Below are 11,995 nucleotides of genomic sequence, written 5' to 3'. Positions count from 1 at the left end.
CTTGCGCCGCCCGGGCGGCAGGCGCGCGGCGTAGCTGGCCAGGGCCAGGACGCCCAGGCCGCCGTTCTCGTTGCACTCGTTGGGGCCGTCGGTCTGGGTGGTCAGGAACACCACCTCGTCCGAAGGGCCGGGCAGGGTGGCCACCACCGTGTCGGCCCGGGCGTTCGGGGTCAGGGTTGCGTCGCAGCGCAGGGCGAGGCTGGCCTTGCCGGAGGCCTCGCGCAGGCGCCGCGCGTCCTCGGCGCCGACCCAGAGCGCCGGCGTCCGGCGGTGCTTGTCGCTGAACGGCAGCCAGTTGTACCGCGCCGCCTCGTTGGAGACGTCGGTGTAGCAGAGCACCAGGGCCTGGCATTTGCCCTCGACGGCTTCCATGGACGGCCGCCCGCCCTGGCTGGCCGGATTGGGACCGCTGTAGGCCGGCGGCAACGGGTCCGGGAAGGTTCCGGGAAACAGCGTGGGGAAGCCCCGCGCCCCGCCGTTCGCCAGCGGCATGTCGACCACCACCACCGACCTGGCCAGTTCCGCCGCCGAGGTCTTGGCCGCCAGCGCCTTGACCGCCGCATCGCCGACCCCGGCGTAGAGCACGCGGCCGGTCACCGGCCCCTTGCCGCGGGTCGTGGCCGCGAACGGATAGTAGGCCACGACGTCCAGCGGTTTCGCCGCCTTGCCGTCCTCGGCAAGGGTGATGGCGCAGTCGCGAACCAGGTCGCATTCCCAGGCCATCAGCCGATAGGTGTCGATGTGAACCTGGAACTGCAGCTCGGTGAACCGCTTGGCGAGGAACTCCTCGAACCGGCGGGCCTGCGGCGTGCCGGTGAATCGGATCGGCCCGAACTCGTGCAGCTGCTGCAACCAGGCCCCGAGCCGCTCGGGTGAGGGGACCAGGGCCGCGTCGAAGCCCTTGATCTGCCGCCCGCTCGCCGCCGCCCGCGCCAGCATCGGCATCGCCGCCGCGCCGGCGAGCATCGCCCCGCCCGCGACCAGTTCGCGACGCGATGCGCCCGCACCCTGCCGCCCCGCCATTGTCGCCTCCCGATCTCTAGTCATCGCTGACGGTAGTTTGCCGATGAAAAGGGCCGCTCGGCCAGCCCGATCGTGTTTCGACGGCGTCACAGCTCGGCGCTTGGCGATCCCGAACCGGCGTGCAAGATGGCCGCAGGGGAAACGTACCGGACTTAGGAACCGCGGCTCTCGAAGGCTGCGGCATGGGCCGGGCGACGGAAGGTTGGGGGACCCATGAGCGTTACCACCGAGACCGCGCCGAAGACGGGCGCCGGCTACCGCTATCTGGTCGTGGGCCTGCTGGCCGTCGTCTACACCTTCAACTTCATGGATCGGCAGATCATGTCGACCCTGATCGAACCCATCCGCAAGGAACTGGGTCTCAGCGACACGTCGCTGGGATTCCTCGGCGGCCTGAGTTTCGCGATCTTCTACACGACCTGCGGCATTCCGGTGGCCTGGCTCTCGGACCGCTACCGGCGCGTCTGGATCATGGCCGCTGCCTGCGGCATCTGGAGCGTGTTCACGGCGAGTTGCGGCTTGGCCACCAACTTCGTCCAGCTGGCCTTCGCGCGGATCATGGTCGGCGCCGGCGAAGCCGGCGGATCGCCGCCGTCCTACTCGCTGGTCTCGGACTACTTCCCGCCCAAGGAGCGCGGCACGGGCCTGGCGCTCTATTCGCTGGGCGTGCCGATCGGCTCGATGATGGGCGTACTCTACGGCGGCCGGGTCGCTGCGGACTACGGCTGGCGCATGGCCTTCTTCGCCGTCGGTCTGCCGGGAATTGTCCTGGCGCTCATCATGCTGCTGGTCATCCGCGAGCCGAAGCGCGGGGCCCTCGACGAGATGGCGCTGGGGGCCGAGGCGCATGCGCCCGCCCCGCCGGTCACCGAGGTGATCGGGGCCTTCTTCGCCAACCGCACCCTGGTCTGCGTGGCCATCGCCTGCGGTCTGTCGGCCTTCGCCGGCTACGCCATGCTCAACTGGAATGTGCCGCTGCTGATGCGCGTGAAAGGCGCGTCGCTAAAGGAGGTCTCGGCCTACTACGGCTGGATCATCGGCGCGACCGGCGTGGTCGGCACCTTCGGGGCCGGGTGGCTGGCCGACAAGCTGGGCCAGAGGGATCGGCGCTGGTACGCCTGGATCCCGGTGATCGCCTTCACCCTCAGCCTTCCGGCGCTGGCCGGGTTGATCTGGGCGCCGACCTGGCAGATCGCGCTGATGTTCATCGCCGTTCCGGCGCTGCTCAACAACATGTACCTCGCGCCCGCGCTGGCGATCGTCCAGAACGCCGTGCCCCCCGGTCAGCGGACCATGGCCGGGGCGATCCTGCTGTTCATCCTGAACCTGATCGGCCTGGGCGGCGGCCCGATCTTCCTCGGCAAGGTCAGCGACATGGCCAAGCCCCAATACGGCGACCATTCCCTGTTGGTCGGCTACGGGGCCCTGATCCCGGTGATCGTCATCGCCATCGTGGCCCACCTCGTCGCCGCGGGCTCGATCGCCCGCGACAAACGCCTCGCTGCGGCGATCTGAGGCGCCGCGCCTTCCGCGACGTCAAACTCAGGACAACCGTAACGATTGCGAGATTTCCATTTCGACTTTGCGCGTTCCCGCACCGGTCCGGCTGTCTGTTCGATGTTTTGACATAGCGCTTATCACCAATTCGGCGCCGTGAACTACGGTCGTTCATCGTCGGGCGACCAGATCGCGGCGTGTCTTCATCCCCTGTGAAGCTTCAAATCGCCGCGGCTATGACCAATCTTTACTTATGAAGTACAAATCCAATCGAAGCCGATTGTTAAATCTTAACATTCTATATCCTTCAAATAAAATTCTCATAATTCCAGAATTTGAACGTGCGAGCTATCAGGTCTTACTTGAATACCCGCAATTGTTGAGTGGCGTGCTTCTCAAACATCGCGGAGTCGGGGGCGTTCAGTTAGCGGGGGCAGGGCGGCCTCGATCTTCGATCCTGCGCGAGTCGGAGGGCGCGGCCCATTTCCGGTGATGTTGAGTCAGAACGAACCCGATCGGCCCTCCGCGCCTGCGCCGGCCGACATGCCTGAAGCGGAGGCGACCAAGCCCGTCGGCCGGCGAAAGGTCCGAGGGCCGGCGGCGCAATGGCGCGAAGCCGAGCTCGATCTCACGCGGCTGTTCGAAGCCCAGGCGGCGCGAACGCCGTCCGCCCCGGCCGTCACCTTCCTGGGCCGATCGCTCACCTACGGGGAACTGGACGCCGCCGCCAACCGGCTGGCGCACCACCTGATCGGCCTGGGCGTCGGGCCGGAAGACTTCGTGGCCCTGCTGCTGAACCGTTCGACGGACATGATCGTGGCGATCCTGGCCGTGCTGAAGGCGGGCGCCGCCTACCTGCCGCTGGACCCGGCCTATCCTGCCGACCGCCTGGCGTTCACCCTGCAGGACAGCCGCGCCAGGGTGCTGCTCACCCAGACCGGCGTCGCCGCGCCGCAGGAGCCGGGTGTGACGGTGCTGGCGCTGGACGAGCCGGCGCTCGCCGTAGAGATCGCGGGCCGGCCTGCGAGCGCGCCCACCGACGCCGATCGCCGCGCGCCGCTGCGGCCTGCCAACCTTGCCTATGTGATCTACACCTCCGGTTCGACCGGCCGGCCCAAGGGCGTACAGATCACGCACCAGAACGCGGTGCGGCTGTTTTCGGAGACCTGGGACTGGTTCGGCTTCGACGCCACCGACGTCTGGACCCTGTTCCACTCCTACGCCTTTGATTTCTCGGTGTGGGAAATCTGGGGCGCGCTGCTCTATGGCGGCCGTCTGATCGTCGTGGACGACGCGACCCGCCGCTCGGCGCCGGAATTCCTCGACCTGCTGTCGCGGGAGGGCGTGACCGTCCTCAACCAGACGCCGTCGGCCTTCTATCAGCTTTCCGAGGCCGCGCGGCTGCGGACCGACCTGAAACTGGCGCTGCGCTACGTCGTCTTCGGCGGCGAGGCGCTGGAGCTGAGCCGCCTGCTCTCTTGGTACCGAACCCGCCCCGGCGAGGGGACGGTGTTCGTCAACATGTACGGCATCACCGAAACCACCGTTCATGTGACTTACATCCCGCTGGACGAGGAGTTGGCGGCCAATGCGAATTCAAGCCTGATCGGCCAAGCGATCCCGGACCTCGGCCTCTATGTGCTGGACGAGTCTATGCAACCGGCGGCCGTGGGCGTCACCGGCGAGCTCTATGTGACCGGCGAGGGTCTGGCGCGCGGCTATATGAACCGGCCGGCCCTGACGGCGGAGCGGTTCATGGCTAGCCCCTTCGGGCCGCCGGGATCGCGGATGTACCGCACCGGCGACCTGGCGTGCTGGCGCGAGGACGGCGGCCTGGACTACCTGGGCCGCGCCGACCAGCAGGTGAAGATCCGCGGCTTCCGCATTGAGCTCGGCGAGATCGAGGCGGCGCTGATCGCCGCGGACGGCGTCGGCCAAGCGGCGGTGATCCCGCGCGAGATCGCCGGCGACACCCGCCTTGTGGCCTATCTCGTTCCTTCCGAACACCAGACCGTCCCGGATGCGGCGGCGCTGCGCGCCGTGCTCGGCGCGAGCCTGCCCGAGCACATGATCCCCTCGGCCTTCGTGCGGATGGAGGCCCTGCCGCTCAACAACAACGGCAAGCTGGACCGCGCCGCCCTTCCGTCGCCGGAGATCGTCAGCGCGGCGCCCTACAGCCCGCCGCGCAATCCCGCGGAGGAAGCCATCTGCAACCTGTTCGCCGAATTGACCGGCGCCTCGCGGGTCGGGGTGGACGACAACTTCTTCGACCTGGGCGGCCACTCCCTGCTTGGCGTGCGGCTGATCGCCGAGGTGGAGCAGACCTTCGGGGTCACCGCGCCGCTCGGCCTGCTGTTCGCAGCGCCGACGCCGGCCAAGTTCGCCGAGCGGCTGCAGCGGCGCGACTTCGACCTGCCCTGGACGTCCCTGGTGCCGATCCAGACCGCCGGCGCCGCGGCGCCGATCTTCATGGTCCATTGGATCGAGCGCGATCTGGCGCGACAGCTGGGGATGGAGCGGCCCGTCTATGGCCTGTCCTACGGCCTTGCGAGCGAGAACGCTCAGAGCGCGCCCGTCATGCCTGGCACCATCGAGGATCTGGCCGCGCACTATGTGGATGAACTGCGCCTGCTGCAGCCCCACGGGCCCTATCACTTGGTGGGGCACTCGGCCGGCGGCGTGGTCGCCTTTGAGATGGCCCAGCAACTGCGTGCGGCCGGCCAGGTGGTCGCCTTCCTGGGCCTGCTCGACACCTGCGCGCCCAAGGCGCCCAGCAAAGGCGCGCGGCTCACCACGCCCACGGTCATCCGGAATATCGCGAAGACCCCGCCCAAGGTGCTGGCGGGCTATGCGGCCAGTGCGTTCCGCGAACGCATCACCCGCTTCCCGATCGTCCGGCGGCTCCTGATGCGAGGCCAGGCCCTGCCGACGGTGTTCCGGCTACGGCTGATCAACAAGTTCATCAACGACTATGATCCGCAGCCCTATGGCGGGCCGATCGACTTCTTCCGCAGCATGAAGCCGTCGCTGATGATCCGTCACGCGCCCCCGCCGCCGTTCGAGTTGGCCTGGGCGAAGATCGCCGACGGCGGCCTGGCGGTGCACGAAATCCCCGGCGATCACATGGAAATCGTGCGCGATCCGCTCGCGTCCATGACGGCCGAGACGATCACGGACTGCCTGCGAGGCTGAGCCGCCGCGGCGGTTCGCCGTCAGCCCTTGTCCATCGCCGAGCGCAGGCTCTTCGGCCGCATGTCGGTCCAATGGGCGTCGATATAGGCGGCGCAATCGGCCTTCGGCTGCGGCCCCGCGACGGTCTTCCAACCCTTAGGGGCGGCCTGGTCGGCAGGCCACAGGGAATACTGCTCCTCGCGGTTGACCAGAACCAGGAAGCTGTCGCCCGCCGTGGCGGACGCCTTTCCCTCGGGCCGGTTCCTGTCCTGCATTCGCCGCCTCGTCTCCCGGTTGGATCGGTCAGCCGCCGATCCGACTCCCCGCCGCGGGGACGCACATAATGGCCGCCAGCCGCTCGCCGCGCCAGCCCAGATGGCCGATCGCCCGAGGGTCGAGACCGGGAATCGGCGCCGACAGCCGGAAGGTCAGGGCCTCGTCCTCCGATGGCGAAACGGCGAGGCGGATCTGCCTGAAGTCCGGCGGCGCGCGGCCTGGCCCGCCCAGCGCCTTGATGACGCATTCCTTGGCTACGAACAGGCATTTGGCGGCATCGAGGCTGTCGAGAAGCGCCTGGGCGGCCGCAGCCAGCTCGTCCGGTCCCGCGACCAGGCGAACGAGATCGGCGTCCAGCGGCGTGGCGCTCTCGACGTCGATCCCCAAGGCGGCGAAGTCGCGTCGCGCGCCGGCCGCCGCGACGGCGCAGGCTTGGTCATGGGCGATGGCGCCGACGCAATCCGCAGGCCAGAGGGGCTCGCCGCCGGCCCCGCGAAGGATCGCGGCCGGCGGCCGGCCGATCTGGAGCAGCGCCTCGCGCGCATGGGCTCGCCCGGCGCGGAACTCCCGCACGCGGACTTCGACCGCGCGGGCGACCAGCGCCTCCTCCTCGGGGTAGGGGCCGGGCGGCGGGTCGCCGATCGGGCCGCCGGAGAGGCCGGCCTCGGGCGGCAGGACGCTGCGCAGCCAGACGAGCAGCGGGTGAAGCGGGTCTTGTGCTGAGGGAACGGCGGAGGTCACGCCGCGGACCATGCGGGGCGCGGCGCGCCTAGGACAGCCTCTTCTTCAGCTGCGGGTCCTTGGCGGCGATCAGGTTGCCCATCCGGAAATTGTCATCGCTGTACTCATAGCCCTTGAAGGCCACGTGGTTCGGGAACAGCCGCCCGACGGCGTAGCCAAGCGGCTCGGCCAACTCGCACTTCCCCAAAAGGCGAAAACGACCAAGCTTGTCGGGCTGCGAGCACAACGACAATCCGCTATGGGTATCGACTGGGCGCCTGCGACGGCATGTTTGTCGAACATGAGCTGTCAAGCGCCCTATAAGATTCTGATCATTCAGTGTTCCGTATCGAGGCGCCACTCTTGCATCCGGTGCGAAAAGCGTCCCAACGGGATAAGGGCCACCGGGTGTTGCATCAGTCTCCCGATGACATCGATCGCCGGCAGGAACGGCTGGACGCGCATGCGGAGCGCAAGCGCAGGGCCGACGCCGTGATCGCCGGGGCGCTTTCCCAACGGCTGTGGAGCGCGCGCCGGACCGCCACCGAAATCGTGCGGCCGGTCGCCCGGGCGATGCTGGAGCCGATTATTCCGGGCTTCTGGGTCCTGCAGAAGAAGCTTCGGCGTCCCGCGCCGGTCATCGCGCACTATCACGCGGCCGGGCAGACCGAAAAGCCGCTGGTCCTGCACCTGCTGGCCAACTTCCAGATCGGCGGCACGCCACAGCTGGTGTGCGACATCGTCGAGTACACCCAGGACAGCTTCCGCCACCTCGTGGTCTCCAAGCATGTGGCGCGGCCCGCGCCCTATGCGGGTATCGACATTGTCGACATGCCGCTGCCGCTTGCGGGCGGGCGGCTGGCGGCCCTGCTTGAGCGTGAACGGCCGTCGGTCGTCCATGTCCACTATTGGAACGGCATGACGCAGGACTTCGTCTGGTATCACTCGGTCTTCAAGGTGCTGGAAACCCTTGGAATTCCGGTCGTCGAGAACGTGAATACCTCGGGCGAGCCCTATTTCAGCGAGGTCGTCGACCGCTACGTCTTCTGCAGCGAGTGGTCGAGGCGCACGTCCGGGGCGCCGTGGATTTCGGAGTCGGTGATCTATCCCGGCACGCGCCTGGACGACTTCCACCGGTCCGACGTGAACGACGCGCCGGACGGTCACGTGGGCATGGTCTACCGGCTGGGCGGCGACAAGATCGGCCCGAACGCGATCGAGATCCTGATCCAGGTCATGAAGGCCGTTCCCGAGGCGCGCAGCACCGTCGTGGGCGACGGCAAGCTCGCCGACCTGTTCAAGGCCAGGGTCGCCGAGGAGGGCCTGGAGGAGCGCATCGCGCTCACCGGCTGGATCTCCTACGAACGCCTGCGGCAACTCTACAGGGAGCTCTCCATCTTCATCGCCCCGGTGAAGGACGACACCTTCGGATCGGTGAGCGTCTACGCCATGTGCGCCGGCATTCCCGTCGTGGGCTTCGACGTCGGCGGAATTCCCGAGATCATCGCGTCCAGCGACCTTCTGGCGCCCCCCGGGGATGTCGCCCGGTTCGCCGAGGTCGTCACCGGACTGCTGCGCGACCGCCCGCGCCGGCTACAGATCGGCGCGGAGAACCAGCGCCGGGCGCAGGAGCTCTTCAGCGTCTCCGGAATGACAGCTGCGTTCGCCGGGCTCTATTCCGAGCTGCTGGCGGCCCCCGCCGCGGACTCACCGCCCTTCGAGGCTTGAGCCCTCGACGTTTCTCAGTAAGACGTTTCTCATCAATTGGATGTACCCGAGCGAGGGCGCCGCTCGCCCTGCTGACGGCAGATAGGTCGAATGAAAATCCTCATCACCGGCGGGGCCGGCTTCATCGGGTCGGCCGTGGTGCGCCGCGCCATCGCCGACGGTCACCAGGTGGTGAACCTCGACAAGCTGACCTATTCGGCCAACCTCGAGAACGTCGCCAGCGTCGCCGACCATCCGAACTACGCCTTCGAGCAGGCCGACGTCTGCGACGAGGCGGCGATGAAGGCGATCTTCGCCCGCCACAGGCCCGATGCGGTGATGCACCTGGCTGCCGAGAGCCACAATGACCGCGCCATCGAGGGGCCGCTGGACTTCGTACGCTCCAACGTCATGGGCACGGCCGTCCTGCTGGAGGCGGCGCGCGCCCATTGGATGGCCCTGTCGGACGCCCGCAAGGCTGCATTCAGGTTCCACCACGTCTCCACCGACGAGGTGTTCGGGGCCCTGGGCGAGGACGGCGAATTCACCGAGACCACGCCCTACGATCCCAACTCGCCCTATTCGGCCAGCAAGGCCGGCGCCGACCACCTGGCGCGGGCCTGGGCGCGCACCTACGGCATGCCGATCGTACTGACCAACTGTTCGAACAACTACGGGCCGTTCCAATTCCCCGAGAAGCTGATCCCGACGGTGATCAGCCGGGCGCTGGAGGGCAAGTCGATCCCGGTCTACGGCGATGGCCGCCAGGTGCGCGACTGGCTGCATGTGGACGACCACGCCGAGGCGCTGTTGCTGGTCATGACCAAGGGCCGGCTGGGCGAGACCTATTGCATCGGCGGTGACGCCTCGAAGCGCAATATCGAGGTCATCCGCATGCTGTGCGAGCACCTCGACCGCATGGCGCCGGCCAATACCCCGCACGCCGAAAAGATCACCTTCGTCACCGATCGTCCCGGGCACGACTTCCGCTACGCCATCGACAGCTCCAAGCTCGAGGCGGAACTCGGCTGGAAGCCCAGGATGCCGCTGCTGGCCGGTCTGGAGGACACGGTGCGCTGGTACGTCGACAACCGCGACTGGGTGGAGGGCATTCGCAAGCGCGGCTTCGAATCGGAGCGGCTGGGCCTGGTCAAGGCATGACCGTTCGCATCCTGCAGTTCGGGACGACCGGCCAGCTGGCCCGCGAGCTGCTGGGCCAAGCGAAGGATTTCGACGTCGAGACTACCGCCCTGTCGCGCGCCGAAGCGGACTTCGCCGACCCCGCTGCCGTCGTGGCGCAGCTCAAAGCCCATCCGGCCGACCTGGTGGTGCTGGCTGCGGCCTATACCGCCGTCGACCAGGCGGAGCGCGAGCGCGACCTGGCCTTCACGGTCAACGCCGAGACTCCGGGCGCGATCGCCGGGGCCCTGGGCGCCGACGGCCCGGCTCTGGTGCAGATCTCCACCGACTATGTCTTCGCCGGCGACAAGGGCGCGCCCTATGCCCCGGACGACAGCACCGGCCCACTGAATGTCTACGGCGCGTCGAAGCTGGCCGGCGAGCAGGCGATCCTGGCGGCTTGCCCACGGGCGCTGATCCTGCGGACCTCCTGGGTGGTCTCGGCCCACGGCAAGAACTTCGTCAAGACCATGCTGCGCGCCGCCGGCGAGGGCCGGGCGCTGAAGGTGGTGGACGATCAGTTCGGCCGTCCGACCGCCGCGCGCGACCTCGCCCGCTTCATCCTGTCCCAGGCGAGCCGTCTAGCGGCCGCCCGAGCCGGCGATCCTGTCTTCGGCGTGCATCACTTCGCCAACACCGGCGAGGTGACCTGGAAGGGCTTCGCCGACGGCGTCTTTACCCTGGCGTTCGGCGACAAGGCTCCGGCGGTCGCGTCCGGCGCTACGGCGGACTGGCCGGCGCCCGCCAGGCGCCCCATGCGCGGAACCCTGGACACGGCGGACCTGACGGCCGCCTTCGGCGTCACGCCCCGGCCCTGGCGCGAGGCGGTGGGCGAAATCGTCCGTGAACTCCAATCGGAACAGAGGTCGGCGGCATGAGACGCGGCGTTATCCTGGCCGGCGGCTCCGGCACCCGGCTGCATCCGCTCACCCTGGCGGTCTCCAAGCAGCTGCTGCCGGTCTACGACAAGCCGATGATCTACTATCCGCTGTCGGTGCTGCTGTTGGCCGGCGTGCGCGAGATCCTGATCATCACCACGCCCGAGGACCAGGCGGCCTTCAAACGCCTGCTCGGCGACGGCTCGCGCTACGGCGTGAAGTTCGAATACGTTGTCCAGCCCAGCCCCGACGGCCTGGCCCAGGCCTATATCCTCGGCGAGGAGTTCATCGCCGGCGAGCCCAGCGTCATGGTGCTGGGCGACAACATCTTCTTCGGCCAGAATTTCACCCGCTCGCTGCAGGCGGCCGACGCGCGCAAGGCCGGCGCGACCGTCTTCGGCTACCTGGTGCAGGACCCGGAGCGTTATGGCGTGGTCGAGCTCGGTCCGGACGGCCGCGCGCTCGGCATCGAGGAGAAGCCGGCCAACCCGAAGTCCAATTACGCCGTCACCGGCCTCTATTTCTACGATGGCCGCGCGAGCGAATTCGCCAAGGCCCTTAAGCCGTCGGCCCGGGGCGAGTTGGAGATCACCGCGCTGAACCAGATCTACCTGGAGGCGGGTGAGCTCAGCGTGGAGCTCCTCGGCCGCGGTTTCGCCTGGCTGGACACCGGCACCCACGACAGCCTGATCCAGGCCGGGGAGTTCATACGGGCGGTGGAGCAGCGCCAGGGCCTGAGGATCGGCTGCCTGGAGGAGATCGCGTTCCGTCGGGGTTGGATCGAGGCCGGCCAGCTGCGCAAGCTGGCCGATGGCCTGGCGAAGAGCGAATACGGCCAGTATCTGCGCCGCCTGGCCGAGACGCCGGCCGACGAACCGATCGACGACCTGGCCGAATAGGGGCGTCGGCGCCCCATTTGAACCCGAGACGGCGAGCCCGGCATTCACCGGGGACGGTGTTTTGGACTTGGAGAGGCGGACGGGCCTAGGAGAACAGCGCCCTGAGGCCGGCGGCGACGCCGACCCAGAGGCCGACCGAAGCGGTCGCGGCGACCATCAGGCCGACGGCAAGGGGGAGGCGACGCGGCGGTGCGGCGTCGATGACCGGGGCGCTGACACGAATTTCTTCGAAGGCAGAGACGTCGGCTGGCATCCGAATTGCTCCAGACCCGTTTCTCGGGGCGTGTGTCCCATAAACGCCGATCGCGCTTAAGACTTCGTGCGATGAAATGGGAAACGGGCGGTTAAGCGTCTTTTTCCCGCGTAACGCCGTAAGTCCAAGGTGAAGGCTGGGGAGCTGTTCGTTGACCATGCTGGCGGAAGAGGGCAGGGCCGATCGGGTGCGCGCGTCGCGCGCCGAACCGCGCCCCGTTCCGGTCCCGCCCGAGGCGTGGGCGCTCCCCGTTGCGACGCATCCGTTCAAGCGTCTCCTGGACGTGCTGATCGCGGGCTTTGCGCTGCTGCTGTTCCTGCCGCTGCTGGCGGTGGTGTCCGGGGTGATCAGGCTGGAAAGCCCGGGCCCGGCGATCTTCCGCCAGCGGCGGA

General features: G+C 68.2%; 12 protein-coding genes. 7 read left to right on the top strand and 5 right to left on the bottom strand.

Going from position 1 to position 11,995, the window contains the following annotated elements:
* Positions 1-1,023, bottom strand: a 1,023-nt coding sequence (locus VGL85_RS12700) for a hypothetical protein (RefSeq protein WP_331589312.1), incomplete at its 3' end; no start/stop codon positions are given.
* 213 nt (positions 1,024-1,236) lie between these two features.
* Here VGL85_RS12700 and VGL85_RS12695 point away from each other — a divergent pair.
* Positions 1,237-2,538 (top strand): MFS transporter, encoded by a 1,302-nt coding sequence (locus VGL85_RS12695; protein ID WP_331589311.1) that lies wholly within the window; start codon positions 1,237-1,239, stop codon positions 2,536-2,538.
* A 525-nt stretch (positions 2,539-3,063) separates the two neighbouring features.
* The gene (locus VGL85_RS12690) at positions 3,064-5,712 is read left to right on the top strand and encodes an amino acid adenylation domain-containing protein (RefSeq protein ID WP_331589310.1); all 2,649 of its coding nucleotides are present in this window, start codon (positions 3,064-3,066) and stop codon (positions 5,710-5,712) included.
* Positions 5,713-5,732: 20 nt separating this feature from the next.
* Here the strand turns inward: VGL85_RS12690 and VGL85_RS12685 are convergent, their stop codons facing one another.
* From VGL85_RS12685 to VGL85_RS12675, 3 genes are read right to left on the bottom strand one after another with little or no spacing between them, the layout of a single operon-like run.
* On the bottom strand, positions 5,733-5,966 hold the full coding sequence (locus tag VGL85_RS12685; RefSeq protein WP_331589309.1) for an MbtH family protein: 234 nt from the start codon (positions 5,964-5,966) through the stop codon (positions 5,733-5,735).
* A gap of 28 nt (positions 5,967-5,994) precedes the next feature.
* Entirely contained in the window at positions 5,995-6,708 is a 714-nt protein-coding gene (locus VGL85_RS12680; RefSeq protein ID WP_331589308.1) for a 4'-phosphopantetheinyl transferase family protein, read from the bottom strand.
* A gap of 28 nt (positions 6,709-6,736) precedes the next feature.
* A complete protein-coding gene (locus tag VGL85_RS12675; RefSeq protein ID WP_331589307.1) occupies positions 6,737-6,880 on the bottom strand; it encodes a hypothetical protein in 144 nt (47 codons plus the stop codon).
* A 218-nt stretch (positions 6,881-7,098) separates the two neighbouring features.
* Here VGL85_RS12675 and VGL85_RS12670 point away from each other — a divergent pair, with 218 nt between their 5' ends.
* From VGL85_RS12670 to rfbA, 4 genes are all read left to right on the top strand, one after another.
* Positions 7,099-8,415 (top strand): glycosyltransferase family 4 protein, encoded by a 1,317-nt coding sequence (locus tag VGL85_RS12670; RefSeq protein WP_331589306.1) that lies wholly within the window; start codon positions 7,099-7,101, stop codon positions 8,413-8,415.
* A gap of 90 nt (positions 8,416-8,505) precedes the next feature.
* Positions 8,506-9,555, top strand: a complete 1,050-nt coding sequence (gene rfbB, locus VGL85_RS12665) for a dTDP-glucose 4,6-dehydratase (RefSeq protein ID WP_331589305.1) — start codon at positions 8,506-8,508, stop codon at positions 9,553-9,555.
* Positions 9,552-10,451: a dTDP-4-dehydrorhamnose reductase gene (gene rfbD / locus VGL85_RS12660; RefSeq protein ID WP_331589304.1), complete on the top strand. Its 900-nt coding sequence runs from the start codon at positions 9,552-9,554 to the stop codon at positions 10,449-10,451. The genes rfbB and rfbD overlap by 4 nt, the downstream gene beginning before the upstream one ends.
* Positions 10,448-11,350 carry a glucose-1-phosphate thymidylyltransferase RfbA gene (gene rfbA / locus VGL85_RS12655; protein WP_331589303.1) on the top strand — a complete coding sequence of 301 codons (903 nt, stop codon included), beginning with the start codon at positions 10,448-10,450 and terminating at the stop codon, positions 11,348-11,350. The genes rfbD and rfbA overlap by 4 nt, the downstream gene beginning before the upstream one ends.
* A gap of 85 nt (positions 11,351-11,435) precedes the next feature.
* On the opposite strand, the gene VGL85_RS12650 is transcribed toward rfbA, so the two are convergent.
* On the bottom strand, positions 11,436-11,603 hold the full coding sequence (locus tag VGL85_RS12650) for a hypothetical protein (protein WP_331589302.1): 168 nt from the start codon (positions 11,601-11,603) through the stop codon (positions 11,436-11,438).
* Between the two features lie 157 nt (positions 11,604-11,760).
* Between VGL85_RS12650 and VGL85_RS12645 the strand changes: the two genes are divergently transcribed.
* A partial coding sequence (locus VGL85_RS12645) for a sugar transferase (RefSeq protein ID WP_349257108.1) occupies positions 11,761-11,995 on the top strand: 235 nt, incomplete at its 3' end.

The sequence above is a fragment of the Phenylobacterium sp. genome, from assembly GCF_036501465.1.
Classification (GTDB): Bacteria; Pseudomonadota; Alphaproteobacteria; order Caulobacterales; family Caulobacteraceae; genus Phenylobacterium.
Note: the sequence above shows the minus strand (reverse complement) of the source record. Positions and strands in the feature narration are given on the sequence as shown.

Excerpts from the sequence above, each read along its gene's own strand:
- rfbD (WP_331589304.1), top strand. The coding sequence starts at position 9,552 with ATGACCGTTCGCATCCTGCAGTTCGGGACGACCGGCCAGCTGGCCCGC.
- VGL85_RS12695 (WP_331589311.1), top strand. The coding sequence starts at position 1,237 with ATGAGCGTTACCACCGAGACCGCGCCGAAGACGGGCGCCGGCTACCGC.
- VGL85_RS12690 (WP_331589310.1), top strand. The coding sequence starts at position 3,064 with ATGCCTGAAGCGGAGGCGACCAAGCCCGTCGGCCGGCGAAAGGTCCGA.
- rfbB (WP_331589305.1), top strand. The coding sequence starts at position 8,506 with ATGAAAATCCTCATCACCGGCGGGGCCGGCTTCATCGGGTCGGCCGTG.
- rfbA (WP_331589303.1), top strand. The coding sequence starts at position 10,448 with ATGAGACGCGGCGTTATCCTGGCCGGCGGCTCCGGCACCCGGCTGCAT.
- VGL85_RS12685 (WP_331589309.1), bottom strand. The coding sequence starts at position 5,966 with ATGCAGGACAGGAACCGGCCCGAGGGAAAGGCGTCCGCCACGGCGGGC.
- VGL85_RS12650 (WP_331589302.1), bottom strand. The coding sequence starts at position 11,603 with ATGCCAGCCGACGTCTCTGCCTTCGAAGAAATTCGTGTCAGCGCCCCG.